Raw genomic sequence first — 25,470 nt, 5'->3', positions numbered from 1 at the left:
GGTATCGTCGGGCGAATGTGCGGCATCGTGGGTTACGTCGGTCCGCAGGACTCCCTGGACGTCGTCCTGGAGGGCCTGCGCCGGCTGGAGTACCGGGGTTACGACTCGGCCGGCGTCGCCGTCCTCTCCGAGGGACGGCTGAGCACCGCCAAGAAGGCCGGCAAGCTGGCCAACCTGGAGAAGGAGCTCGCCGACGCGGGGCTGCCGGCCTCGACGATCGGGATCGGGCACACGCGGTGGGCCACCCACGGCGGGCCGACGGACCGGAACGCGCACCCGCACGTGTCGGCCGACGGCCAGGTCGCCGTCGTCCACAACGGGATCATCGAGAACTTCGTGCCGCTGCGCGCCGAGATCGAGGCGACCGGCGTCGAGTTCTCCTCCGAGACCGACACCGAGGTCGTCGCCCACCTGCTCGCCGCGGTGTACGCGGAGACGCCGACCGGCCCGGGCCGGCTGGCCGAGGCGATGCGCGCGGTCAGCCGCCGGCTGGAGGGCGCCTTCACCCTGGTCGCCACGCACGCCGCGGAGCCGGACACGCTGGTCGCCTCGCGGCGCAACAGCCCGCTGGTGGTCGGCGTCGGTGACGGCGAGTACTTCCTCGGCTCCGACGTCGCCGCGTTCATCGCGCACACCCGCGACGCCCTCGAGCTCGGCCAGGACCAGGTGGTCGAGCTGCACCGCGAGCGCGGGGTGACCGTCACCGACTTCGCCGGCACCGTCGTGGAGCCCACCGCCTACAGCGTCGACTGGGACGCCGCGGCCGCCGAGAAGGACGGCTTCGACTGGTTCATGCTCAAGGAGATCGCCGAGCAGCCCAAGGCGGTCGCCGACACCCTGCTCGGCCGGCTCAGCGACACCGGCGCGCTCGTGCTGGACGAGCTGCGGCTCACCGAGCAGGAGCTGCGCGACATCGACAAGGTCTTCGTCGTCGCCTGCGGCACGGCCTACCACGCCGGGCTGATCGCCAAGTACGCCATCGAGCACTGGACCCGGATCCCGGTCGAGGTCGAGCTGGCCAGCGAGTTCCGCTACCGCGACCCGGTGCTGGACCGCTCCACGCTGGTCGTGGTCGTCAGCCAGTCCGGCGAGACGATGGACACGCTGATGGCGCTGCGGCACGCCCGGGAGCAGAAGGCCAAGGTGCTGGCCATCTGCAACGCCAACGGCTCGACCATCCCGCGGGAGTCCGACGCCGTCCTGTACACCCACGCCGGTCCCGAGGTCGCCGTCGCCTCGACCAAGGGCTTCCTGACCCAGGTCGTGGCCTGCTACCTGGTCGGCGCGTTCCTCGCCCAGGTGCGCGGGGTCAAGTACGCCGACGAGGTCGCCGCGATCGTCGACGAGCTGCGCGCGCTGCCGGAGAAGGTGACCGAGGTGCTCGCCACCATGGAGCCGGTCCGCGAGCTCGCCCGCTCCCTGGCCACCGAGGACACCCTGCTGTTCCTCGGCCGGCACGTCGGCTACCCGGTGGCCCTCGAGGGTGCGCTGAAGCTCAAGGAGCTGGCCTACATCCACGCTGAGGGCTTCGCCGCCGGCGAGCTCAAGCACGGCTCCATCGCGCTCATCGACCAGGGCACCCCGGTCGTGGTGATCGTCCCCTCGCCGCTGAGCCGCGAGTCGGTGCACGGCAAGGTGGTCAGCAACATCCAGGAGGTGCGGGCCCGCGGGGCGCGCACCATCGTGATCGCCGAGGAGGGCGACGAGGACGTCGTCCCGTTCGCCGACCACCTCATCCGGGTTCCGCGGACGCCGACCCTGCTGGCCCCGGTGGTCACCACCGTGCCGCTGCAAGTGCTGGCCTGCGAGATCGCCGCCACCCGCGGCCTGGACGTCGACCAGCCGCGCAACCTGGCCAAGTCCGTCACGGTGGAATAAAGGACCCGACTGCCCCCCACGACACGCTCCGCGCGCCGCGGGTCCCTGCAGCCGGGCCGCTCCAGCACGTCACCAGGCAGACTGGGGGCGTGATCATCGGGGTCGGGATCGACGTGTGCCCGGTCGAGCGGTTCGCGGCGTCGCTGGTCCGGACGCCGGGGCTGCGCGACCGGCTGTTCACCGCCGCGGAGCAGCGGACGCCGTCCGGGACCGAGCGCAGCGGTGAGTCGCTGGCCGCCCGGTTCGCTGCCAAGGAGGCGCTCGCCAAGGCCCTCGGGGCGCCCGGCGACATGCTCTGGCACGACGCCGAGGTGGTCGTGGGGGAGCGGGGGCGGCCGCACCTGGAGGTCCGCGGCACCGTCGCGCAGCGGGCCGCCGAGCTCGGCGTCACCACATGGCACGTCTCGCTGAGCCACGACGGCGGCCTGGCCTCCGCCGTGGTGATCGCCGAGGGCGGCACGCCGTGACCGGGCTGTTCACCGCCGCCCAGGTGCGCGGCGCCGAGCGGGCCGCGATGGCCGGGTTGCGCCCCGGCGTGCTCATGCAGCGGGCCGCCACCGGGCTGGCCGCGGTCTGCCTCGGGCTGCTCGGCCGCGCGCACGGCGTCCGGGTGGTGCTGCTCGTCGGCTCCGGGGACAACGGTGGCGACGCGCTGTTCGCCGGCGCGGTCCTCGCCGTCCGGGGAGCGCAGGTGACCGCCGTCCTGCTCGCCCCCGACCGGGCGCACGCCGACGGGCTCGCCGCCCTGCTGCGGGCCGGTGGCCGCACCGGCGGCGCCGAGTCGCTGGCGCGCGCGGACCTGGTGCTCGACGGGATCGTCGGCATCGGCGGTACCGGGGGGCTCCGGGACGACGCCGTGGCGCTGGTGCACGCCGCGGTGGCCGGGCCCGGCCTGCTGGTGGCGGTCGACGTCCCGAGCGGCGTCTCCGCGGACACCGGGGAGGTGGCCGGGGAGGCGTTCCCCGCCCAGCACACGGTGACCTTCGGCGCGGTGAAGACCGGGCTCGTCGTCGGCGCGGGCCGCGGCGCCGCCGGCACGGTGCACCTGGTCGACATCGGCCTCGGCCCGCACCTGCCCGCGCCGGACGCCGAGCAGCTCACCGACGCCGACGTCGCCGTCCACCTGGACCCGCCCGGCGCCGGGGACGACAAGTACTCCCGCGGCGTGGTCGGCGTCATCGCCGGCTCGGCCACCTACCCCGGCGCCGGCGTGCTGTGCACCGGTGCCGCGCTGCGCGCCCGCCCGGGCCTGGTCCGCTACGCCGGCACGGCCGCTGAGGGCGTGAAGGCGGCCTGGCCCGAGGCGCTGGTCACCTCCGGGCGCCCGGGCGCGGCCGGCCGGGTGCAGGCCTGGGTCGTCGGGCCCGGGATGGGCACCGACGAGGCCGCCCGCAGCGTGCTCGCCGAGGTGCTGGCCACCGACCTGCCGGTGGTCGTCGACGCCGACGCGCTCACGCTGGTCGCCGCGCAGCCCGGGCTGGTGGGCGACCGGACGGCGCCCACCGTGCTCACCCCGCACGACCGCGAGTTCGCCCGGCTCTTCGGCGAGGTGGGCGGCGACCGGGTCGCCGCCGCCCGCCGCGGCGCCGCCGCGCTCGGCTGCACGGTGCTGCTCAAGGGTGACGCGACCGTGGTCGCCGACCGCGACGGGGCCGCCTTCGTCAACGCCACCGGCACCTCGTGGCTGGCGACCGCCGGCACCGGCGACGTCCTCGCCGGCGTCCTCGGCGCCTTCCTAACCGGCGGGCCGGCCGCCGCGGAGGCGGCGGCGGTCGCCGCGCACGTGCACGGCCGGGCCGGGCAGCTCGCCGCCGAGCAGGGCCCGCTGATCGCCGGTGACCTGGTGCGCGTCCTGCCCCGGACGCTGGCCCGGCTGCGCGGCGCCGACGGCTGATCGGCACCGCCTGGGAGAGTGGGGCCGTGACACAGGTGCAGCAGGGGCTCGACAGCCGGGCCGAGGTGGTCGTCGACCTGGACGCGATCGCGGCCAACACCGCCGCCCTCCGGGACCGGGTGGGCCGCCCGCTGATGGCGGTGGTCAAGGCCGACGCCTACGGGCACGGACTGGTGCCCGCCGCCCGCGCGGCGCTCGCCGGCGGCGCCGACGCGCTCGGGGTGACGGTGCTGGAGGAGGCGCTGGCGCTGCGCGCGGCCGGGGTCACCGCCCCGCTGCTGTCCTGGCAGCACGCCCCCGGAGAGGACTACGCCGCCGGGCTGGCCGCGGACGTCGAGCTGTCGGTGAACGCCGAGTGGGCGCTCGCCGAGGTGGTCGACGCCGCGCGCGCCACCGGCCGGACCGCGCGGGTCCAGCTGTTCGCCGACACCGGGCTCTCCCGCGAGGGCGCGACCCCGGAGGCATGGCCCGGCCTGGTCGCCGCCGCGGCCCGCGCGCAGGCCGACGGGGAGATCGCCGTCACCGGGCTGTGGAGCCACATGGCCTACGCCGACGCCCCCACCCACCCGACGATCGGCGCGCAGGTGCGGGTGTTCGAGGAGGCCGTCGCGCTGGCCCGGCGGGCCGGGCTCACCGAGGCCCGCTGGCACCTGGCCAACTCCGCGGCCACCGTCGCGCTGCCGGAGACCTGGTACGACATGGTCCGCCCGGGGGTCGCCGTCTACGGCCTGGACCCGCTCGGCGGCGACCCGGCGCGGCACGGCCTCCGCCCGGCGATGACCGTGCAGGCCCGGGTCGCGCTCACCAAGCGGGTGCCCGCCGGCACCGGCGTCTCCTACGGCCACACCTACACGACGGGCGCGGAGACGACGCTGGCGCTGGTGCCGGTCGGCTACGCCGACGGCGTGCCCCGGGCGGCCGGCAACCGCGCCCCGGTGCTCGCCGCCGGCGTGCAGCGCACCATCGCCGGGCGGGTCTGCATGGACCAGTTCGTGCTCGACGTCGGCGACGACCCGATCGACCCCGGGGACGCGGTCGTGCTGTGGGGCGCGGGCGACCACGGGGAGCCGACCGCCCAGGAGTGGGCCGACGCGCTGGACACCATCCACTACGAGCTGGTCACCCGGGTCGGTGGCCGGTTCCGCCGCCGCCACGTCGGCACGGCAGGGCTGGTCTGATGGCCCGGGGGAGCCGCGTCGACCACCACCTCGCCCGCACCGCGGGCCTCATCGGCGCCGCCGTCGGCCTGGCCGCCGCCGGGACGGCGGTCGGGGTCGCGGTCACCCGGTCGGCCACGTCCGCGGTGCGGGCCAACCAGCTCGCCGGGCAGGCGGGGGACGACGGCCGGCCGATCGCCGCCGTGCCGGCCGGTGAGCTGCGCCAGCAGGACCCGCTGGGCAGCGAGAGCCGCACCGCCGACCGGACGGCGCTGGTGCAGACCGACGACGGCGTGCTGCTGTCGGTCGAGGAGATCGGGCCGCTCGACGCCCCGCTGACCGTCGTCTTCGTGCACGGCTACGCGCTGTCGATGGCGTCCTGGACCTTCCAGCGCCGCGACCTGGCCGCCGAGGTCGCCAGCGCGAACGGCCACCGCCCCCGCGCCCGGCTGGTGTTCTACGACCACCGCGGGCACGGCGGGTCCGGCCGGGGCGACGCCGCGCACGCCACCATCGAGCAGCTGGCCGCCGACCTGGAGCGGGTGCTCGACGCGCGCGTGCCGCGCGGGCCGGTGGTGCTGGTCGGGCACTCGATGGGCGGCATGACGGTGCTGACCCTGGCGCAGCGGCGCCCCGAGCTGTTCGGCACCCGGATCGCCGGCGTCGCGCTGGTCTCCACCTCCAGCGGCAACCTCGCCGACCTCGACTTCGGCCTGCCGCAGCTGCTGACCCGGCTGCGGGCCGCGGTGCTGCCGGTGGCCGCCTGGACGATGCGCCGCCGGCCGGTGTTCGCCGAGCAGACCCGCAGGCTGGCCAAGGGGATCGTCTCGGCGGCCACCTGGTCGCTGTCGTTCTCCTCCACCGACGTCGACCCGGCGCTCGGGCGCTACGTGGACGCGATGATCGGCGGCACGCCGGTCGACGTGATCGCCGAGCTGTACCCGGCCATCGCCGGCCTGGACGCCAGCGGGGCGATCGAGCCGCTGCGCCGGGTGCCGACCCTGGTGCTCACCGGCGACGCGGACAAGATGATCCCGGCGGCGCACAGCGAGGAGCTGATCAGTGAGCTCCCGGACGCGGAGTTCGTCCTCGTCCCCGGGGCAGGGCACCTGGTGCTGCTGGAGAAGCCCGCCGAGGTGACGGCGGCGCTGTCGGAGCTGCTCCGCCGGGTCGCCGCCGCCGAGCGGGGCTCCGTCCGTTCCCCCGGAGCCTGACGGTCCTCTCGCCACCGAAGGCGCGCCTTCGGCGGTGGCCTGCGGCGCCTGGAGGGCGCCTGGAGGGCGCCTCGGGCGGAGGGCCCGGGGCGCCTGCTCCTAGGGTGCTGGGCGTGGCTCTCCGACCGCCCCGCCTGGACGCCGCCGCCGACGAGGTCGCCCGGACCGCCGCGGCGGCACCGGACTGGACCGCGCTGGCCGACGTCGCGCGCTCCTGCGTCGCCTGCCCGGAGCTCGCGGCGACCCGGCAGCACGTCGTCGTCGGCGACGTGCCGACCGGGGGCCGGCCCCGGTTCGTGGTGGTCGGCGAGGCGCCGGGCGCCACCGAGGACGAGACCGGCCGGCCGTTCGTCGGCCGGTCCGGCGCGCTGCTGGACCAGCTGCTCGCCGAGGCCGGGCTGGACCGGGGGCAGGCCGCGGTGCTCAACATCGTGAAGTGCCGGCCGCCGGGCAACCGCACGCCGAAGACGCCCGAGGTGGCCCGGTGCAGCGGCTGGCTGCGCCGCCAGCTCGACCTGCTCGACGTCCCGGTGGTGGTGGCGCTGGGGCTGTCCTCGGCCAAGTGGTTCCTGGGGCCGCGCACCAAGCTCGCCGAGGCGCGCGGCCGCGCGCACCAGGTCGACGGGCGTGCGGTGTGGGCGACGTACCACCCGTCGGCGGCGATCCGGTTCGGGCCGAACGGCGCCCCGCGCGCCGCGCTGCTCGCCGACCTGACCGCCGTGGCCGGCACGCTGTGAGGCGCGAGCGGGAGCTGCCCGCGATCACCGACACCCAGGCGTTCGGCCGCGAGCTCGCCGAGCTGCTGCAGCCCGGCGACCTCGTCGTGCTGGCCGGCCCGCTGGGTGCGGGGAAGACCGCGCTGACCCAGGGCATCGGGGCCGGTCTCGGCGTCCCCGGGCCCATCACCTCGCCGACGTTCGTGCTGGCCCGGGTGCACCGCGGCGGCCGGGTGCCGCTGGTGCACGTGGACGCCTACCGGCTCGCCGGCATGGCCGACGTCGACGACCTGGACCTCGACGCCACCACCGAGGAGGCGGTGACCGTCGTGGAGTGGGGGCACGGGCTGGTCGAGCAGCTCGCCGACGAGCACCTCGTGGTCGAGCTGGACCGGCGGGACGACGACGTCCGCACCGTCCGGCTCGTCCCGGTCGGGCCCGGCTGGGAGCAGCGGCTGGCCGACGCGGCGTGACGCCGGCCGGCCGCTCTCCCGGCCGGGTCAGCTGACGGCGGCCTCGATGTCGTCCATGACCCGCTCGGCGGCGATCGGACCGGAGCTGCTGCTCCACACGCCGCCGTCGACGTCGGTCGCGGCACCGGACTGCACGGCCTGCAGCCGGGCGAACGCCGGCTCCGCCTTCGCCGCGGCCAGGGCGCCGGCGCCCTCGGCGCCGAACGCGGCGAGGAAGACCCGGTCGGCGTCGACCTCGCCGAGGTTCTCCAGCGACAGCGGGTCGCTGTGCGGGGAGTCGCCCAGGTCGACGGCGGCCTGCACCGGCTCCGCGCCGGCCGCCTGCAGCAGCTGGCCGGGCATGTTCCCGGCGTTCATGACCAGCGGCCCGGTGGCCGACCACCGCACGACGGCGACCGTGCCGGCGAGCGCACCCTCGTCGGCGAGGGCGGTGGCCCGCTCGGTGACCCCGTCCAGCCGCTCGGTCAGCTCGTCGTCGGCGCCGAGGGCCTCGGCGTAGGTGTGCAGCGGCGCCGCCCACTCGCCGGTGGCCGCCGCCTCCGGCACGACCGTGGGGGCGATGGCGCTGAGCGCGTCGTACTGAGCCTGGTCGAGCCCGCTCGCGGCCAGGATGAGGTCCGGCTCGGCCTCGAGAACGGCCTCCAGGTTCGCCTCGCGGACCGTGCCCACGACGGGGATCGCCGCCGCGTCGTCCCCCAGGTAGGCCGGCGGGGCGTCGCCGCCGCGGCTGGCCGTCGTGCCCACCGGCGTGACGCCGACGCCGAGGGCGACGTCCAGCGCCGGCTCGGACAGCGTGATGACGCGCTCGGGCTCGGCAGGGACGGTGACATCGCCGAACGCGGTGGCCACGGTGGTCTCGGTCGGCGCGCTGGAGGGGGCCTCGGCACCGGCGGTGTCCTCGGTGGACCCGCCGCAGGCGGACAGGGCGAGGGTCAGCGCGGCGGTGGCGGCCAGGGTCGCCGCGCCGCGGCGCCGGGCGGTGGGGGTGGTCACGGGGGGTCCTCCAGGGGTGACGGGCGGTGTCGGTGCGAGAGGTAAGGTAAGGCTCACCATCATCGAGTGGTCGCGCGGGGTGTCAGGGAGGTCGGGGTGGACGGGGTGCTGCTGCGCCGTGGGCTGGTGCCGGCCGCGATCGCCCTGGCCGTCGCCGGGGTGGGCAGCCTGGCGCTGGGCGCCGGGGACGTCGGCCCGCTGCGGGCGCTGTCCGTGCTGCTCGGCGGCGGGGACGACGACGCCCGCTTCGCCGTCCTGCAGCTGCGGGTGCCGCGCACGCTCGTCGCGGTGGCGGTCGGCCTGGCGCTCGCCCTCGCCGGCGCGGTGCTGCAGGCGGCGGCCCGCAACCCGCTCGCCGAACCAGGGCTGCTCGGGGTGAGCGCCGGGGCGTCCTTCGCCGTCGTCCTCACCATCGCCGCCGGCGCCGGGGCGGCGACCGTGGGCCCCGCGGTCGCGGTGCTCGGCGCGGCCGCCGGCTGCCTGCTCGCCCTCGGTGCCGCCCGGCTGCGCGGGACCGGGGACGACCCGGTCCGGCTGGTGCTGGCCGGGGCCGCCCTCTCCGGCCTGCTCGGTGCCGGGACCTCGGTCGTGCTGCTGCTGGACCAGCGGACCGCCGACGAGGTGCGGTTCTGGACCGTCGGTTCGGTCGCCGGCCGCGACCTCGACACGCTCGGCCAGGTCGGTCCGGTCCTGGTCGCCGGTGCCCTGGTCGCCTGGCTCGTGGCCCGGCCGCTGTCGGCCCTGGCGCTCGGTGACGCCACCGCCCGCAGCCTCGGCCACCGGCCGGCCCGCGCGCGGGCGCTCGGCGTGGCCTCGGTCGCGCTGCTGGTGGGCGGCGCGGTGGCCGCGGCCGGGCCGATCGCCTTCGTCGGGCTCGTGGTGCCCTTCCTCGCCCGGGCACTCGTCGGGCCGGACCTGCGCCGGGTGCTGGCCGTCTGCCTGCTCCTCGGCCCGGCCGTCGTGCTCCTCGCCGACGTCGCGTCCCGGCTGCTCGTCCGGCCCTACGAGATGCCGCTCGGCGTGGTCACCGCGCTGCTCGGGGCACCCGTGCTCGTCGCCGTCGTCCGCTCGACCCGGATGCCCGCGCTGTGACCGCGACGACCCGGCTCGAGCCGGCCACCGCCCCACCGGGCACCTGGCGGCTGGCGGCCGCCCGCCGCTCGGTGCTGGTCGACCGCCGGGCCGCCCTGGCGGCCGCCGTGCTGGGCTGCCTGGTCCTGCTGGCCGTCGCGCTCGGCCTGGCGGTCGGGACGGCCCGGATCGGCGTCGCGGACACGCTGCCGGCCGTGCTGGGGCGGGGAGAGCCGCGTGACGTCCTGCTCGTCCAGCGGTTGCGGCTGCCCCGGGTGGTCGCCGGCCTGCTGGTCGGTGCCGCGCTCGGCATCGCCGGCGTGCTGCTGCAGACGCTGGCCCGCAACCGGCTGGCCACGCCGGACACCGTCGGGCTCAACGACGGGGCGACCGCCTTCGCGGTGGCCAGCGTCGTCGCGGTGCCCACCAGCCTGGCGCCGCCGGCGCTGGCCCTGGTCGGGGCCGCGACGGCCGCGTCCCTGACGCTGGGCCTGGCCGGCGGCGCCGGGAAGCGGGGCTACCGGTTCCTGGTGGTCGGGCTCGGGGTCGGCGCGGCCCTCGGGGCGCTGACCCAGCTGATGCTCGCCCGCGCGCCCATCGACGCCGCCAACCAGGCGTTCCCCTGGACCGTCGGCAGCCTCAGCGCCCGCTCCCCGCTGGCCGTCGCCGTCCTGGCCGCCGGGCTCGCGGTGGCGCTGCCGGTCGCGGTCGTGCTCGGCCGCCAGCTGGGGATGCTCCGGCTGGCCGACGCGGTCGTCGTCGGGCTGGGGCTGCCGGTCGGCCGGGTGCGGGTCGGCGTGATCGCCGTCGCCGTGGTCACCGCCGGTCTGGCGATCGCCGCCGCCGGCCCGCTCGGCCTCGTGGCGCTCATCGCCCCCGAGGTCGCCCGCAAGGCCGCCGGCCCGCGCTCGGTCGCCGTCGTGGGGTCGGCGCTGGCCGGCGCGCTGGTCGTGCTGCTCGCCGACCTGCTCGGTCGCACCGTCGCGGCCCCGCTGGAGCTGCCGGTCGGCATCGTCACCGCCGTCATCGGCGGCCCGTACCTGCTCTGGCTCCTGCTGAGCACCCGCACCCGGAGGATGCCGTGACGACCGACCTGCGCACCGAGGCGGTGAGCCTCGGCTACGGGGACACCCCCGTCGTCCACGACCTGGACGTCGTCCTGCCGGCCGGCCGGGTGACCGCGGTGGTCGGCCCCAACGGGTGCGGCAAGTCCACCCTGCTGGGTGCGCTGGCCCGGCTGCACGCGCCCCGGTCGGGTGCGGTCGTCCTGGACGGACGGGTGCTCGCGACGCTGCGGCCGCGGGAGGTGGCACGCCGGGTCGGCCTGCTGCCCCAGGACGCGGACGCCCCCGACGGGCTCACCGTGCGCGACCTGGTCCGGTACGGCCGGCACCCGCACCAGGGGCTGCTGCGGCAGTGGTCGCCGGAGGACGCCGCCGCCGTCACCCGGGCACTGGTCGCCGCCGACCTGCTGGAGCTCGCCGACCGGCCGCTGGACACCCTGTCCGGCGGTCAGCGTCAGCGGGCCTGGATCGCGATGGTCGTGGCCCAGGAGACCGACGTCGTCCTGCTCGACGAGCCGACGTCCGCCCTCGACCTCGGGCACCAGCTCGAGGTGCTGGAGCTGGTCCACGACCTGGCCCGGGCCGGCCGCACGGTGGTGCTGGTGCTGCACGAGCTGTCCACGGCCTGCCGGTACGCCGACCACCTGGTCGCGATGCGCGACGGGCGGGTCGTCGCCGAGGGCCCGCCGGCCGCGGTGGTGACCACCGAGCTCGTGCGGGACCTCTACGGCGTGGAGGCGGTGGTGCTGACCGACCCGGTCGCCGGGACGCCGGTGGTCTGCCCCGTGCGCCGGCTGCCGCAGTCCGACCGGACCGCGGTCACCGCCTCGGCCTAGGCTGGTCGATCGTGCTCGTCCTCGCCCTCGACACCGCCACCCCGACCCTCGTCGCCGGCGTGGCCGAGGTGACCTCGCGCACCGTCGACGGCGCGCTGGTGCTCCCGGCGCAGCGGTCGGTGCGGGTGCTCGCCGAGCGCGCGCTGCCCTCGGGCAACCGGCACGCCGAGCTGCTCACCCCGGCGGTCCGCGAGGTGCTGGCGGAGGCCGGGCTGCGGGTGCGCGACCTCGGTGCCCTGGTCGTCGGGCTGGGCCCCGGCCCGTTCACCGGGCTGCGGGTGGGGATCGTGACCGCCGCCGCCCTCGGGGACGTCGTCGGACCGGTCTACGGGGTCTGCTCGCTGGACGCGGTCGGCGACGGCGCCCGCTCGGTCGTCACCGACGCCCGGCGCAAGGAGGTCCACTGGGCGGTCTACGACGCCGACGGGCAGCGGGTCGCCGGACCGGGCGTCGACCGGCCCGAGGAGGCCCCGGTGACCGAGCCGGTGGTGGGCGACGACCGGTTCGCCGAGCGGCTCGGCCGCCCGGTCACCCCGACCGAGGTGACGACGGCGGGGCTGCTGCGCGCCGCCGCACCGCTGTTCGACCGCCCGCCGGCCCCGCTGGAGCCGCTGTACCTGCGCCGTCCGGACGCCGTCCCCCCGGCCGCCCGCAAGGCGGTGAGCCGGTGACGGTGACGCTGCGGCCGATGACCCGGGACGACCTCCGCGCGGTGATGCGGCTGGAGGAGGAGCTCTTCGCCCCCGACACCTGGACCCGGTCGATGTACCTGGAGGAGCTGGGGCTGACCGACACCCGCTGGTACCTGGTCGCCGTCGACGCCGACGACGTGGTCGGCTACGCCGGCCTCATCGCCTACCCGGAGGAGGCGCACATCGCCACCATCGGCGTCACCGCGGCGCGGCAGGGCGAGGGGATCGGCGGGACGCTGCTGGACGCGCTGCTCGCCGAGGCCGACCGGCGCAGCCCGGTGGTGCTGCTGGAGGTCCGGGCCACCGACGAGGCCACCCAGGGGCTGTACCGGCGGCGGGGCTTCCAGCCGATCGGCGTGCGCCCCCGCTACTACCCGTTGAGCGGCGAGGACGCCGTCGTGATGCGCAGGGAGCTGCTGCGATGACCGCCCCGTTGGTGCTGGGGTTCGAGACCTCCTGCGACGAGACCGGGATCGGCCTGGTGCGCGGGCAGACGCTGCTCTCCGACGCGCTGGCGACCTCGATGGCCGAGCACGAGCGCTTCGGCGGCGTCGTCCCGGAGATCGCCAGCCGGGCGCACCTGGAGGCGATGGTCCCGACGGTGCACCGGGCGCTGTCCGACGCCGGGGTGGGCCTCGGTGACGTCGAGGCGATCGCGGTGACCGCCGGACCGGGGCTGACCGGGGCGCTGCTGGTCGGTGTCGCCGCGGCGAAGGCCTACGCCCTGGCTCTCGACGTCCCGCTGTACGGGGTGAACCACCTGGCCGCGCACGTCGCCGTCGACGAGCTGGAGCACGGCCGGCTGGCCGAGCCCTCGATCGCCATGCTCGTCTCCGGCGGGCACAGCTCGCTGCTGCTGGTGCCCGACCTCGCCCAGGACGTCACCGAGCTCGGCCGGACCATCGACGACGCGGCGGGGGAGGCCTTCGACAAGGTCGCTCGGGTGCTGGGGCTGCCCTTCCCCGGCGGCCCGCACATCGACCGCGCCGCCACCGAGGGCGACCCGGGGTCGATCGCCTTCCCGCGCGGCCTGACCGGCCCGCGGGACGCGGCCTACGACTTCTCCTTCTCCGGCCTGAAGACGGCGGTCGCCCGCTGGGTCGAGGCCCGGGAGCGGGCCGGCGAGCCGGTGCCGGTGGCCGACGTGTCCGCGGCGTTCCAGGAGGCGGTCGTCGACGTGCTGACCGCCAAGGCGGTGCGGGCCTGCCGCGACCACGGCGTGGACCACCTGGTCATCGGCGGCGGGGTGGCGGCGAACTCGCGGCTGCGGGCGCTGGCGCAGGAGCGCTGCGACGCCGCCGGCATCGTGCTGCGGGTGCCCAGCCGGCGGCTGTGCACCGACAACGGCGCGATGGTCGCCGCGCTGGGGTCCCGGCTGGTGGAGGCCGGCGTCACCCCCTCCGCCGTCGACCTGGGTGCGGACAGCTCGCTGCCCATCGAGGTCGTCAGCCGCTGAGCGGAGTCCCAGCGCATCACCTCCCGAGCGCTGGGACTCCACCGCAGAGCAGCACGGTGGGGGCGCCGGCGACGCGGGTGACGACGACGACCGCCGTCCCCGCGCCCGGGCCGCGCAGCTGCCGGGCCAGGGTCTCCGGCTCGATCGGCGAGCCCCGCTTCTTCACCGTCACCCGGCCGACGTCCCGGCTGCGGAGCAGCGCCTTGAGCTTCTTGAGGTTGAACGGGACGACGTCGGTGACCGGGTAGGAGGTCACCCACGGGGAGACGGCGGGGGCGTCGCCGGTCAGGTAGGCGATCGTCGGGTCGACCAGCGTCGCGTCCAGCTGCTCGGCCACGAGGGCGACCAGGCCGGAGCGGATCACCGCCGGGTCGGGCTCGTGCAGCCAGCTGCGCACCGGGCCGGCCGCGGCGCCACCCGGGTCGGTGTCGGCGGTCAGCTCCTGCACTGCGCCGTCCCGGCCGACGACGGTGGCCCGCCGCCAGGTCGCCGAGGGTGCGCGGCCCCACAGCAGCGCCTCGACGATCGAGCCGCCGACCGACACCCACTCGGCCTCGACGCCGGCCGGCACCCGGTCGTGGTCGAGCCCGGGTGCCACCTTGACCACGCACCGCGGGACGGCGTCGAGCAGGGCGCGCACCGTCGACCAGGGCGGTGACCAGCGGTCCGGGTCGAGCAGCCGGCGGCCGCCGGCGCGGCGGGCGGGGTCGAGCACGGCGGCCTCACAGCCGGCCACCCGGCCGCCCTCGGCCGCGGCCACCAGGTCGACGACGTCGGCGTCGCGCACCTCGACGCCGGTGAGCCCCAGCGCGGCAGTGTTGAGCCGGGTCAGCTCGCGCGCCACCGGGTCCCGGTCGACGGCGACCACCCGGGCGCCGGCCCGGGCCAGCGCAACCGTGTCGGTGCCGGCCGCGCAGCCGAGGTCGGCGACGGAGGCGGCGCCGGTGGCGAGCAGCCGCGCGGCGCGCCGGTCGGCGAGGACCGGCCGGCCGGCCTGCTCGAGGGTGTCCCCGGTGAACAGCAGCCGGTCGGTGTCGGCGCCGAAGACCGGCCGGGCCCTCTCCCGCTGCCGGGCGGTGCCCCAGGCCGGACCGGCCAGCTCGACGCCGACCTCGCCGCGAAGCCGGGTCAGCGCCGTGACCGCGTCGGTGCGCGCCGCCAGCAGCTCCGCCGCCCGGGCCAGCGCCGCCCGGCCGGCGTCGGTGGCCAGCGCCTGCAGCTGCCGCACCGTCTCGGCGGCCTGCACGGGGTCCTCGGAGTCGGCGGCGGGCACCTGCACAGCCTGGCCCATCACGGTGGGGGACGGCGCCGGGGACCCGGTTGAGCGGCTGGCACTCACGTGGGTAGAGTGCCAATCGACACGGGTTGGACCTGACCCCCGCGACGGCAGGCCCGACCCCCGTGCCACAGCATCTGCACCGTCTCCGAACACCCGTCCGACAGTGAAGGGGGCGTCACCCCGTGACGACCGCTACCAAGGTCAACATCAAGCCGCTCGAGGACCGCGTCGTGGTCCAGGCCAACGAGGCCGAGACCACCACGGCCTCCGGTCTGGTCATCCCGGACACCGCCAAGGAGAAGCCCCAGGAGGGCACCGTCATCGCTGTCGGCCCCGGCCGCGTCGACGACAACGGCAACCGGGTCCCGCTCGACGTGAACGTCGGCGACGTGGTCATCTACTCGAAGTACGGCGGCACCGAGGTGCGCTACGGCGGCGAGGACTACCTCGTCCTGTCCGCGCGCGACCTGCTCGCCGTCGTGGAGAAGTGACCTCACCTCTCCGCTGAACCACAGCACGACACCGCCCCGGCGACCCGAGACACCGGGTCCCGGGGCGGTCGTCGTCTGCCCCTCGAACACCCTCTGAGAGAGGTCTGGCAATGGCCAAGATCATCCTGTTCGACGAGGACGCCCGGCGCGCCCTCGAGCGCGGCGTCGACAAGCTCGCCGACGCCGTCAAGGTCACCCTCGGCCCCCGCGGCCGCAACGTGGTCATCAACAAGAACTTCGGCGCCCCGACGATCACCAACGACGGCGTGACCATCGCCCGTGAGATCGAGCTCGAGGACCCCTACGAGAACCTCGGCGCCCAGCTCGCGAAGAACGTCGCCACCAAGACCAACGACGTCGCCGGCGACGGCACCACCACCGCCACCGTGCTGGCCCAGGCGCTGGTCCACGAGGGCCTGCGCAACGTGGCCGCCGGCGCCAACCCGATGGCCGTCGGCCGCGGCATGCGCGCGGCCGTCGACGCCGTGCACGAGGCGCTGGACAAGGTCGCCATCCCGGTCGACGAGCGCAGCGCCATCGCCGAGGTCGCCACCATCTCCGCCCAGGACGCCACCGTCGGTGAGCTGATCGGCGAGGCGATGGAGCGGGTCGGCAAGGACGGCGTCATCACCGTCGAAGAGGCCAACGGGATGACCACCGACCTCGACGTCACCGAGGGCGTGCAGTTCGACAAGGGCTACCTCTCGCCCTACTTCGTCACCGACTCCGAGTCCATGGAGGCCGTCCTCGAGGACGCCCTCGTGCTGCTGGTGCAGGGCAAGGTCGGCGCGCTGGCCGACCTGCTCCCGCTGCTGGAGAAGGTGCTCTCGACCGGCGGCCGCCCGCTGCTGATCGTGGCCGAGGACGTCGAGGGCGAGGCGCTGTCGACGCTGGTCGTCAACTCCATCCGCAAGACCATCAAGGTCGTCGCGGTGAAGTCGCCGTACTTCGGTGACCGGCGCAAGGCGTTCATGGCCGACCTCGCCGTCGTCACCGGCGGCCAGGTGGTCAGCGAGGACGTCGGCCTCTCCCTGGAGAGCGTCGGCCTCGAGGTGCTCGGCACCGCCCGCCGGGTCACCGTCACCAAGGACGACACCACGCTCGTCGACGGTGGCGGCACGTCCGAGGGCATCTCCGACCGGGTCGCGCAGATCCGCCGCGAGATCGAGGACACCGACTCCGACTGGGACCGCGAGAAGCTGCAGGAGCGGCTGGCCAAGCTGGCCGGCGGCATCGCGGTCATCCGGGTCGGTGCGGCCACCGAGGTCGAGATGAAGGAGAAGAAGCACCGGATCGAGGACGCCATCGCCGCCACCCGCGCCGCGGTGGAGGAGGGCGTCGTCCCCGGGGGTGGCTCCGCGCTCGTGCACGCCGCCGAGGCCATCGACGCCCTGACCCTCACCGGCGACGAGCTGGTCGGGGCCCGGTCGGTGCGCAAGGCGATCGACTCCCCGCTGTCCCTCATCGCCTCCAACGCGGGGTTCGAGGGCCCGGTCGTCGTCGGCCGGGTGCGTGAGCTCGGCGTCGGGCAGGGCTTCAACGCCGCGACCGGCGAGTACGGCGACCTGGCCGCCCAGGGCGTCATCGACCCGGTCAAGGTGACCAAGGCCGCGCTCGCGCACGCCGCCTCCATCGCCGCGATGGTGCTCACCACCGACTCGGCGATCGTGGAGAAGCCGGCCGAGGAGGAGTCCGAGGGTGGTGGCCACCACACCCACGGCCACTCGCACGGGCACGGCCACAGCCACTGACGAAGGACCCCGCTGCCCGCAGCGGGGCCGTTCCCGCAGGTCACCTGCCCCCGTCGCCTCCCGGCGGCGGGGGCAGGCCCGTCCCCAGCACCTCACCCCTGGGGTGAGGCGGCAGGTGCTGCAAGGCTCAAGTTGTCGGATGCTGTGCCGATGTGGTCCATGTGATCCAGGACGGGGAGGTCGGCGGCGGTAGCGCCCCGACCCTGTGGGCGGTGGCGGCCGTGAGCGACGCCGCCGTCGCCGCGCTGTCCACGAGCCTGGACGAGCTGGAGTCGCTGTCCCGCTTCGACTCCGCCGCCGCGGCCGAGCGCGCCGAGCAGGCGCTGGTCACCGCGCGCGAGCTGGGCCTGGTGGAGTTCGAGCTGCGCGCCCAGCTGGTGCAGGCGGACCTGGTGCGCCGGCGCGGCAACGTGTCCGAGGCCGGCCGGGTCGCCCAGGACGTGCGGCGCTGGGCGACCGAGCACGACTCCCGGCACCTGCTCGCCCGCAGCCACTACCTGCTCGCCGCGGTCTTCCAGGAGCTGGGCGACCTGTCCGCCGCCCTGGAGAACGCCGTCCAGGCCATCGACCTGCTCGACGACGACGCGGTGCCCGCCCTGCGGATCGACCACCTGGCCCGGCTGGCGGACTGCCTCGGGCTGCAGGGCGACCTCGGGGCGCGGGAGCGCTACGCCGAGGTGCTGCAGCTGGCCGAGGAGCAGGGCGACGTCGACCGCCAGCTGCTGGTGCTCAACAACCGCTCCTACGTCGAGATGCTCGCCGGGGAGTTCGAGACCGCCCTCGGTCTGGCGACCCGGCTGCAGACCCTGGCCGGCGAGCACGGTGTCGCGCTGAGCATCGGGCGGCTGGACACCGTCGCCCGGGCGCTCATGGGGCTGGGCCGGCTGGCGGAGGCCGAGGAGGTCCTCCTGCCCGGGCGCAGTCCCGAGGTCCTGGACGCCTCCCCGGACGGCGACGCCGGAGCCGACTTCCTGCTCACCCTCGCCGAGATCCAGCGCCGGCAGGGCCGGGTGGCCCAGGCGCAGGCGACGCTCGACGAGTGCGTCGCCCGGTGCGAGGCCAACGGCCTCACCTCGATCCGGGTGCGGGCCCGCCGCGAGCAGGCCGAGCTGCACGCCGCCGGCGGTCACTTCGAGGCGGCCTTCACCGAGCACAAGCTCTACTCGCAGGAGGCGCTGGACCTGCAGTCCGCCCAGCGGGACGCCCGTGCCCGGGCGCTGCAGGCGATGTACGAGACCACCGAGGCCCGCCGGCAGAGCCGCCGGTACCGCGAGCTCTCGCTCCGCGACCCGCTGACCGGGCTCTACAACCGGCGGTACGTCGACGAGCAGTTCCCCCGGCTGCTGGAGGCGATCGCCGGGCGGGACGAGGCCGTCTCGGTGGCCCTGCTCGACCTCGACCACTTCAAGCGCGTCAACGACACCTTCTCCCACGACGTGGGCGACCAGGTGCTGCGCATCGTCGCCGACCTGCTGGAGCAGGCGACCCCGGACGCCGACACCGGCGGCTCCTTCGCGGCCCGGATGGGCGGCGAGGAGTTCCTGCTGGTCCTGGTCGGGGCCGATCCGCGCACCGCGGCCGACCAGCTGGAGCAGGTGCGGCGCTCGGTCGCCACCCACCCGTGGGGCGAGCTGGTGCCCGGCCTGCCGGTCACCGTCAGCGCGGGTCTGGCCAGCAGCGTCGGCGTCCTCGCCCCGGCGCTGGCCGAGCTGCTCGGCCGTGCGGACGCGCACCTGTACCGGGCCAAGCGCCAGGGGCGCGACCGCGTCGTCGGCGATCCCGGCTGACCTGGCCGCGAACGCCGAGAGGGCCGGTCCGACGTCGTGTCGGACCGGCCCTCTCGGCGTGCGTCGCGGGTGGAGGCCCCCCGCCTCGTGCTCAGACCCCGGCAGCGATGGCCGCGGGCTCCGCGGCGATCAGGCGTGCCCGTTCCTCTTCGCTCATGCCGCCCCAGACCCCGTAGGGCTCGCGGACCGACAGTGCGTGCTGCAGGCAGGACTCCAGGACAGGGCAACGTCCGCAGACCGCCTTGGCGGCTGCCTGCCGCCGGGCCCGGGCTGGACCGCGCTCGCCGTCGGGGTGGAAGAAGAGCGACGTGCTCTCGCCCCGGCAGCTGCCGTGCAACTGCCAGTCCCACACCTCGGCGACGGGGTTGGGCAGTCGGCGGATGTCAGCCATTGGACCTCCTCGGCTCGGGTGCACCGGGGGGTCTGCCCGGTCACTTCCGGGCCGATGCCCGCTGCCGACGAGACGCAAACACGACCCTGTGCGCTCGTGGTGCGGAATCCGCCCGGATGTGCCTATCCGCTCGGGCGCCTCGTCCGGGTCGTCCCGGGCCTCACCCGGCGGGGTGACGGCCGCTGGGCAGTAGCTACGCAGGGGATCAAGGTGGTCACAGGGAGTGCCGACGACGGTGAGGTGGGGGTCACCCGACACCCGTCCGGGACACCGGGCGACGTCGGCACCCCCTGGGCGCGGGGCACATCCCGTCCCCAGCACCCGCCCGGGCGACGCCCGGACGGAACGTCGCCGGCCCGCCGGCGCAGACGGGAGCAACGGTGATCGAGGACAGGATGCGCGGCAACGGCAACGGTGGGGCCGTGGTCTGGGTGTTCGACGAGCGACGCCGGGTCCGCGACGAGGTCGCCGGCCGGCTGCTCGCGCTGCCCTTCGTCAGCCGGGTCGAGGCGGTCGGTGACGCGGTCTCGCTGCGCACCCGGCTGGACAACCGGCTCCCGGACGTCCTGCTGGTGGGCACCCAGCGCGCCACCGACAGCGGGTTGTCCGTCGCCACCCAGGTGCTGCGCTCGCACCCCTCGGTGCCGGTGCTGGTGCTCGGCGCCCCCGACGACGCGGAGACCGTCCGCGCCGCCGTGGCCCTCGGCGCCCGCGGGTACCTCCGCTGGGACGCCAGCCCGCTTGAGCTCGGCCTCGGCCTGTCCCGCACCGGGATGCGCCCGGAACTGTCCGGCCGCCCGCAGCTGGCCCCCGCGCCGCGTGCCCCCCAGCACGCCGTCGCGCTGGCCGGTGGCGCGCCGTCCGGCCCGTCGCCCTGGGGCGGTGCCAGCCCGCTGGCCGCGGCCGCTCCGACCACCGTCCGGTCCACCGTCCCCGAGACGCCGCAGGTCGCGCTGTCCATGCGCGAGATGCAGGTCCTGACCGGCATGAGCCAGGGCAAGAGCAACGCCCAGATCGGCCGGGAGCTCTACCTGTCCGAGGACACCATCAAGACCCACGCCCGCCGGCTGTTCCGCAAGCTGGGCGCCAAGGACCGCGCCGAGGCGGTCGCCACCGGCTTCCGCCGCGGCATGATGAGCTGATCTCGCGGTCCTGACTGCTGGAACGGCCCCGTCGCAGGGCCCCGCGCTGAGCTTGCGAAGCGTGGGGGGCGACGGGGTCCTTCGTCAGTCGTCGCGGGCGTGCCGGCCGGTGGAGCCGTGCCGGCCGCTGGGCTCCTCGCGCTCGGCGAGCGCGGCCACCCCGTCGGCGTAGCCGCTGGCGTAGTCCCAGCTGACGTAGTCGTCGGGGTCCGGGTCGAACGGCGGCTCGTGCCGGCCGGTCTGGCCCTCGTCGAGCAGCTGCCGCAGGTTGGCCTGCATCAGCGCCCAGTCGACGTGGTGCTCCTCGTCGCAGTCGGGGCAGTCGACGACGATGCCCTTGACCCCGGTCGGCTCCAGCAGCGTGCGGAAGACCTCCAGCTCCGCGAGGTCGTCCAGCACCCCGGCGCGCTCTTCCATGGTCAGCGGCGGCTGCCCCGACCGGTCGTCCGGCCCGAAGTCCGGGTCACGGTCAGGGGAGGCGCCGAATGCGTCGTCCCACGCGTCCACGTGTCCTCCTTGCCGGGATGGCCGGCCTGTTCGGGGCTGCTGGTCGCTCAGCAGTCGGAGCGGGCGTGCCCGCCAACCCACAACGGTAACGGGGGGACGGCCTCCCGGGGGCTCCGCCTACCATCAACACGTTCCCTGCGCCGTCTGCGGCGCTCCCACCGATGGAGTCGAGAGGGTGGCGGCACATGCAGCCCGACGAGCGCGTCCCCGAACTGCCGGCCAAGTTCGCCCCGCTGGGCCTGACCTACGACGACGTCCTGCTGGTCCCCGGACCCTCGGACATCGTGCCCACCGAGGTCGACACCAGCACCCGGCTGACCCGGGGCATCCGGCTGGCCATCCCGCTCGTCTCCTCCGCGATGGACACCGTCACCGAGTCGCGGATGGCCATCGCCATGGCCCGCGCCGGCGGCATCGGGATCCTGCACCGCAACCTCGCCGCCGAGGACCAGGCCGGCCAGGTCGACCTGGTGAAGCGCTCCGAGGCGGGCATGGTCACCAACCCGGTCACCTGTTCCCCGGAGAACACCCTCGCCGAGGTCGACGCCCTCTCCGCCCGGTACCGGATCTCCGGCGCCCCGGTGGTCGACGCCGAGGGCGTGCTCGTCGGCATGGTCACCAACCGCGACATGCGCTTCGAGACCGACCAGGCCCGCCTGGTCCGCGACGTGATGACGCCGATGCCGCTGGTCACCGCCCCGGTCGGCGTCGACCCGGAGGACGCCCTCGCCCTGCTCAAGCAGCACAAGATCGAGAAGCTGCCGCTGGTCGACCCCGCCGGCCGGCTGCGCGGGCTGATCACGGTCAAGGACTTCGTCAAGCGCGACCAGTTCCCCAACGCCACCAAGGACGTCGACGGCCGGCTCACCGTGGGCGCCGCGCTCGGGGTGGGCGAGGACGCCTACAAGCGCGCCGGCCTGCTCGTGGACGCCGGGGTCGACGTGCTCGTCGTCGACACCGCCCACGGCCACCAGCGCGCGGTGCTGGACATGGTCGCCCGGGTGAAGAAGGACTTCGCCACCGTCGGCCACGGCGTGCAGGTCGTCGGCGGCAACATCGCCACCCGGGCCGGCGCGCAGGCGCTCATCGACGCGGGCGTGGACGCGGTGAAGGTCGGCGTCGGGCCCGGCTCGATCTGCACCACCCGCGTGGTCGCCGGCGTCGGCGTCCCGCAGGTCACCGCCATCTACGAGGCCAGCCTCGCCGCGCGGCCGGCCGGGATCCCGGTGATCGCCGACGGCGGGCTGCAGTACTCCGGGGACATCGTCAAGGCGCTGGTCGCCGGCGCGGACACGGTGATGATCGGCGGCCTGTTCGCCGGGGTCGAGGAGGCGCCGGGCGAGCTGGTGTTCACCAACGGCAAGCAGTACAAGACCTACCGCGGCATGGGCTCGCTGGGCGCGATGCAGAAGCGCGGCAACCAGTCCTTCAGCCGGGACCGCTACTTCGCCGACGACGTCCTCTCCGACGACAAGCTGGTGCCCGAGGGCATCGAGGGCCAGGTGCCCTACCGCGGCCCGCTGTCCGGGGTCGCCCACCAGCTCGTCGGCGGTCTCCGGGCCGGGATGGGCTACGCGGGCACCGCGACCGTCGCCGAGCTCCAGGATCGCGGCCAGCTCACCCGGATCACCGCCGCCGGGCTGACCGAGAGCCACCCGCACGACATCCAGATGACCACCGAGGCCCCGAACTACCGAGGTCGGTGACGATGAGCGTCACCTTCATCCGCGAGACCACCACAGCCCCCAACTACCGAGGTCGGTGACCCGTTGCCCGTACGCGACAACGTCGAGATCGGCCTGAACCGCTTCGCCCGCCGGGGCTACGACCTGGACGAGGTGTCGATCGTCCCCTCGCGGCGCACCCGTGACCACGACGACGTCTCGACCTCCTGGCAGATCGACGCCTTCCGGTTCGACATCCCGCTGGTCACCAGCCCCAGCGACGCCGTCATGAGCCCGGCGACCGCGGTCGCCGTCGGCCAGGCCGGGGGCCTGGGGGTGCTCAACGCCGAGGGCCTGTGGACCCGGTACGACGACCCGACCGACGTCTACCGGCAGCTCCGCGACGCCGCCTCGCCGGAGACCGGCCCGCCGACGGCGCTGCTGCAGCAGGTCTACGCCGAGCCGGTGAAGCCGGACCTGGTCACCGCGCGGATCAAGGAGATGCGCGACTCCGGCGTCACCACGGCGGTGCGCGTCTCGCCGCAGCACACCCTGCAGCTGGCTCCCACGGTGCTCGCCGCCGGGGTCGACCTGCTGGTCATCCAGGGCACCATCGTCTCCGCCGAGCACGTCAGCAAGGGCGGGGAGGCGCTGAACCTCAAGGAGTTCATCGCCGACCTCGACGTCCCGGTGATCGTCGGGGGGGCCGCGGACTACCAGACCGCGCTGCACCTGATGCGCACCGGCGCGGCCGGCGTCATCGTCGGTGTCGGGGCCGACAGCTGGTCGACCGCCGACGCCGTCATGGGCATCCGGGTGCCGCTGGCCAGCGCCATCGCCGACGCCGCCGCGGCCCGCCGCGACTACCTCGACGAGACCGGTGGCCGGTACGTGCACGTGATCGCCAACGGCCGGATCGAGACCAGCGGTGCGATCGCCCGCGCGCTGGCCTGCGGCGCCGACGCCGTCCAGGTGGGGGAGCCGTTGCGGGCCGCCACCGAGGCGCCTGGCGGCGGCGTGTGGTGGGACTCGGTCGCGGCGCACCCGCGGCTGCCCCGCGGGGGCACGTCGGCCCCGGCGACCGCGCGCGGCACGCTCGAGCAGGTGCTGCTGGGCCCGGCCGAGGCCGCCGACGGGCGCACCAACCTCTTCGGCGCGCTGCGCCGCACGATGGCCAAGACCGGCTACCGGGACCTCAAGGAGTTCCAGCGGGTCGATCTGGTCCTCGGCGGCAACGGCGCCGGGACCGCTGCCGAGGGGCACCTGCTCGGATGACCATGGACTTCCCGACCGTCCTGGTCGTCGACTTCGGGGCGCAGTACGCCCAGCTCATCGCCCGCCGGATCCGCGAGGCCGGGGTCTACTCCGAGCTCGTCGGCTCCGACGTGCCGGTCGAGGAGCTGCTGGCCCGCAAGCCGGCGGCGATCGTGCTCTCCGGCGGACCGTCCAGCGTCTACGCCGAGGGCGCCCCGCAGGTCGACCCGTCGGTGTTCGAGGCCGGGGTCCCGGCGTTCGGCATCTGCTACGGGTTCCAGGCGATGGCGGCCAGCCTCGGCGGCACCGTGGCCCGCACCGGCGACCGCGAGTACGGCGGCACCCCGCTCACCGTCACCACCCAGGCCCGGCTGTTCGGCGACCTGCCGAACGAGCAGTCGGTGTGGATGAGCCACGGGGACGCCGTCAGCGCCGCGCCGCCCGGGTTCACCGTCACCGCCACCTCCACCGGTGCCCCGGTCGCCGCGTTCGAGGACGTCGACCGCCGGCTGGCCGGGGTGCAGTTCCACCCCGAGGTCCGGAACACCCCGCACGGCCAGACGGTGCTCGAGCACTTCCTGTTCGACATCGCCGGCCTGGAGCCGAGCTGGACGATGGCCAACGTCGTCGACGAGCAGGTGGCCGCCATCCGCGAGCAGATCGGCGACCGGCGGGCGATCTGCGGGCTGTCCGGTGGGGTCGACTCCGCGGTGGCCGCGGCGCTCGTGCAGCGCGCCATCGGTGACCGGCTCACCTGCGTCTACGTCGACCACGGGCTCATGCGGCAGGGCGAGACCGAGCAGATCGAGCGCGACTTCGTCGCCGTCACCGGCGCCGACCTGCGGGTCGTCGACGCCAGCGACCAGTTCCTCTCCGCGCTCGCCGGGGTCAGCGACCCCGAGCAGAAGCGGAAGATCATCGGCCGGGAGTTCATCCGGGTCTTCGAGCAGGCCGCCCTCGACGTCATCGCCGACGCGAAGGAGCACGGCGAGACCGTCGACTTCCTGGTGCAGGGCACGCTCTACCCCGACGTCGTCGAGTCCGGTGGCGGCACCGGGACGGCGAACATCAAGAGCCACCACAACGTCGGCGGGCTGCCCGAGGACCTCACCTTCACCCTCGTCGAGCCGCTGCGCACGCTGTTCAAGGACGAGGTGCGCGAGGTCGGCCGCCGGCTGGGCCTGCCGGACACGCTGGTGCAGCGCCAGCCGTTCCCCGGGCCCGGGCTGGGCATCCGGATCGTCGGCGAGGTCACCCGCGAGCGGCTCGACGTGCTGCGCCAGGCCGACGCGATCGCCCGCGAGGAGCTCTCCGCCGCGCACCTGGACACCGAGATCTGGCAGTGCCCGGTGGTGCTGCTCGCCGACGTCCGCTCGGTCGGCGTCCAGGGAGACGGGCGCACGTACGGGCACCCGATCGTGCTGCGGCCGGTGTCCAGCGAGGACGCCATGACCGCGGACTGGACCCGGCTGCCCTACGACGTGCTGGCGAAGATCTCCACCCGGATCACCAACGAGGTCGCCGAGGTCAACCGCGTGGTGCTCGACGTGACGAGCAAGCCGCCGGGCACCATCGAGTGGGAGTGAGGACCCCCTTCTGCCCACCACGAGCAAGCTCGCGGCGGGGCCCTGAAGGGGGCCTGACCGCTCCTCGCTGGCGCTCGTCGCGGGCACCAGAGCCACGTGGGTGATCTCGGACCTCACGTGAGTCCCTGAAGCGACGGACCGTTGACGCGCGACGAGGGCCCGGGGAGCAGTGCT

24 protein-coding genes are annotated in these 25,470 nt (G+C 75.5%); 20 read left to right on the top strand and 4 right to left on the bottom strand.

Annotated elements, in window-relative coordinates; genetic code table 11:
• The first annotated feature begins 15 nt into the window (after positions 1-15).
• From glmS to tsaE, 7 genes are all read left to right on the top strand, one after another.
• A complete protein-coding gene (glmS, locus tag MODMU_RS23085) occupies positions 16-1,878 on the top strand; it encodes a glutamine--fructose-6-phosphate transaminase (isomerizing) (RefSeq protein WP_041795561.1) in 1,863 nt (620 codons plus the stop codon).
• A gap of 89 nt (positions 1,879-1,967) precedes the next feature.
• Positions 1,968-2,345, top strand: a complete 378-nt coding sequence (locus MODMU_RS23080; RefSeq protein ID WP_014742813.1) for a holo-ACP synthase — start codon at positions 1,968-1,970, stop codon at positions 2,343-2,345.
• Entirely contained in the window at positions 2,342-3,772 is a 1,431-nt protein-coding gene (locus tag MODMU_RS23075) for an NAD(P)H-hydrate dehydratase (RefSeq protein WP_014742812.1), read from the top strand. Before MODMU_RS23080 ends, MODMU_RS23075 begins: the two co-directional genes overlap by 4 nt.
• 26 nt (positions 3,773-3,798) lie before the next feature.
• On the top strand, positions 3,799-4,950 hold the full coding sequence (gene alr, locus MODMU_RS23070) for an alanine racemase (protein ID WP_014742811.1): 1,152 nt from the start codon (positions 3,799-3,801) through the stop codon (positions 4,948-4,950).
• Positions 4,950-6,143, top strand: coding sequence for an alpha/beta fold hydrolase (locus tag MODMU_RS23065; RefSeq protein ID WP_014742810.1), 1,194 nt, complete (start codon positions 4,950-4,952; stop codon positions 6,141-6,143). Before alr ends, MODMU_RS23065 begins: the two co-directional genes overlap by 1 nt.
• Positions 6,144-6,256: 113 nt before the next feature.
• Positions 6,257-6,880: a uracil-DNA glycosylase gene (locus MODMU_RS23060; protein ID WP_014742809.1), complete on the top strand. Its 624-nt coding sequence runs from the start codon at positions 6,257-6,259 to the stop codon at positions 6,878-6,880.
• Positions 6,877-7,332: a tRNA (adenosine(37)-N6)-threonylcarbamoyltransferase complex ATPase subunit type 1 TsaE gene (tsaE, locus tag MODMU_RS23055; RefSeq protein WP_014742808.1), complete on the top strand. Its 456-nt coding sequence runs from the start codon at positions 6,877-6,879 to the stop codon at positions 7,330-7,332. Before MODMU_RS23060 ends, tsaE begins: the two co-directional genes overlap by 4 nt.
• A 27-nt stretch (positions 7,333-7,359) precedes the next feature.
• Here tsaE and MODMU_RS23050 read toward each other — a convergent pair whose 3' ends face one another.
• On the bottom strand, positions 7,360-8,325 hold the full coding sequence (locus MODMU_RS23050) for an ABC transporter substrate-binding protein (protein WP_014742807.1): 966 nt from the start codon (positions 8,323-8,325) through the stop codon (positions 7,360-7,362).
• Positions 8,326-8,421: 96 nt separating this feature from the next.
• Between MODMU_RS23050 and MODMU_RS23045 the strand changes: the two genes are divergently transcribed.
• The 6 genes from MODMU_RS23045 to tsaD are packed head-to-tail and all read left to right on the top strand — an operon-like array spanning position 8,422 to position 13,444.
• Positions 8,422-9,417 carry a FecCD family ABC transporter permease gene (locus MODMU_RS23045; protein ID WP_014742806.1) on the top strand — a complete coding sequence of 332 codons (996 nt, stop codon included), beginning with the start codon at positions 8,422-8,424 and terminating at the stop codon, positions 9,415-9,417.
• Positions 9,414-10,481 carry a FecCD family ABC transporter permease gene (locus MODMU_RS23040; RefSeq protein ID WP_014742805.1) on the top strand — a complete coding sequence of 356 codons (1,068 nt, stop codon included), beginning with the start codon at positions 9,414-9,416 and terminating at the stop codon, positions 10,479-10,481. The genes MODMU_RS23045 and MODMU_RS23040 overlap by 4 nt, the downstream gene beginning before the upstream one ends.
• Complete coding sequence (locus MODMU_RS23035) at positions 10,478-11,296, top strand: ABC transporter ATP-binding protein (RefSeq protein ID WP_014742804.1); 819 nt, start codon at positions 10,478-10,480, stop codon at positions 11,294-11,296. Before MODMU_RS23040 ends, MODMU_RS23035 begins: the two co-directional genes overlap by 4 nt.
• A gap of 11 nt (positions 11,297-11,307) precedes the next feature.
• Positions 11,308-11,967: a tRNA (adenosine(37)-N6)-threonylcarbamoyltransferase complex dimerization subunit type 1 TsaB gene (gene tsaB / locus MODMU_RS23030; RefSeq protein WP_014742803.1), complete on the top strand. Its 660-nt coding sequence runs from the start codon at positions 11,308-11,310 to the stop codon at positions 11,965-11,967.
• Between the two features lie 17 nt (positions 11,968-11,984).
• Positions 11,985-12,413 carry a ribosomal protein S18-alanine N-acetyltransferase gene (gene rimI, locus MODMU_RS23025; protein WP_166503590.1) on the top strand — a complete coding sequence of 143 codons (429 nt, stop codon included), beginning with the start codon at positions 11,985-11,987 and terminating at the stop codon, positions 12,411-12,413.
• The gene (gene tsaD / locus MODMU_RS23020) at positions 12,410-13,444 is read left to right on the top strand and encodes a tRNA (adenosine(37)-N6)-threonylcarbamoyltransferase complex transferase subunit TsaD (protein ID WP_014742801.1); all 1,035 of its coding nucleotides are present in this window, start codon (positions 12,410-12,412) and stop codon (positions 13,442-13,444) included. The genes rimI and tsaD overlap by 4 nt, the downstream gene beginning before the upstream one ends.
• Before the next feature lie 16 nt (positions 13,445-13,460).
• On the opposite strand, the gene MODMU_RS30170 is transcribed toward tsaD, so the two are convergent.
• Positions 13,461-14,717, bottom strand: a complete 1,257-nt coding sequence (locus MODMU_RS30170; protein WP_014742800.1) for a THUMP-like domain-containing protein — start codon at positions 14,715-14,717, stop codon at positions 13,461-13,463.
• Positions 14,718-14,905: 188 nt separating this feature from the next.
• On the opposite strand from MODMU_RS30170, the gene groES reads away from it, so the two are divergent.
• The 3 genes from groES (at position 14,906) to MODMU_RS23000 (ending at position 18,752) form a co-directional block, all read left to right on the top strand.
• Complete coding sequence (gene groES / locus MODMU_RS23010) at positions 14,906-15,214, top strand: co-chaperone GroES (RefSeq protein ID WP_014742799.1); 309 nt, start codon at positions 14,906-14,908, stop codon at positions 15,212-15,214.
• A 110-nt stretch (positions 15,215-15,324) separates the two neighbouring features.
• Entirely contained in the window at positions 15,325-16,965 is a 1,641-nt protein-coding gene (groL, locus tag MODMU_RS23005; protein WP_014742798.1) for a chaperonin GroEL, read from the top strand.
• A gap of 212 nt (positions 16,966-17,177) precedes the next feature.
• Complete coding sequence (locus MODMU_RS23000) at positions 17,178-18,752, top strand: GGDEF domain-containing protein (RefSeq protein WP_231851711.1); 1,575 nt, start codon at positions 17,178-17,180, stop codon at positions 18,750-18,752.
• A 91-nt stretch (positions 18,753-18,843) separates the two neighbouring features.
• On the opposite strand, the gene MODMU_RS22995 is transcribed toward MODMU_RS23000, so the two are convergent.
• Positions 18,844-19,143 (bottom strand): WhiB family transcriptional regulator, encoded by a 300-nt coding sequence (locus MODMU_RS22995; RefSeq protein WP_014742796.1) that lies wholly within the window; start codon positions 19,141-19,143, stop codon positions 18,844-18,846.
• 380 nt (positions 19,144-19,523) lie between these two features.
• On the opposite strand from MODMU_RS22995, the gene MODMU_RS22990 reads away from it, so the two are divergent.
• Positions 19,524-20,285, top strand: a complete 762-nt coding sequence (locus tag MODMU_RS22990) for a response regulator transcription factor (protein ID WP_014742795.1) — start codon at positions 19,524-19,526, stop codon at positions 20,283-20,285.
• An 84-nt stretch (positions 20,286-20,369) separates the two neighbouring features.
• Here MODMU_RS22990 and MODMU_RS22985 read toward each other — a convergent pair whose 3' ends face one another.
• Complete coding sequence (locus MODMU_RS22985; protein ID WP_014742794.1) at positions 20,370-20,792, bottom strand: DUF5319 family protein; 423 nt, start codon at positions 20,790-20,792, stop codon at positions 20,370-20,372.
• Positions 20,793-20,977: 185 nt separating this feature from the next.
• On the opposite strand from MODMU_RS22985, the gene guaB reads away from it, so the two are divergent.
• From guaB to guaA, 3 genes are all read left to right on the top strand, one after another.
• The gene (gene guaB, locus MODMU_RS22980; protein ID WP_014742793.1) at positions 20,978-22,498 is read left to right on the top strand and encodes an IMP dehydrogenase; all 1,521 of its coding nucleotides are present in this window, start codon (positions 20,978-20,980) and stop codon (positions 22,496-22,498) included.
• Between the two features lie 63 nt (positions 22,499-22,561).
• Entirely contained in the window at positions 22,562-23,731 is a 1,170-nt protein-coding gene (locus MODMU_RS22975; RefSeq protein ID WP_014742792.1) for a GuaB3 family IMP dehydrogenase-related protein, read from the top strand.
• Positions 23,728-25,296: a glutamine-hydrolyzing GMP synthase gene (guaA, locus tag MODMU_RS22970; RefSeq protein ID WP_014742791.1), complete on the top strand. Its 1,569-nt coding sequence runs from the start codon at positions 23,728-23,730 to the stop codon at positions 25,294-25,296. Before MODMU_RS22975 ends, guaA begins: the two co-directional genes overlap by 4 nt.
• Positions 25,297-25,470 lie beyond the last annotated feature (174 nt).

This window comes from Modestobacter italicus, assembly GCF_000306785.1.
GTDB classification, from domain to species: domain Bacteria; phylum Actinomycetota; class Actinomycetes; order Mycobacteriales; family Geodermatophilaceae; genus Modestobacter; species Modestobacter italicus.
This window is presented reverse-complemented; position numbering and strand designations above follow the sequence as displayed.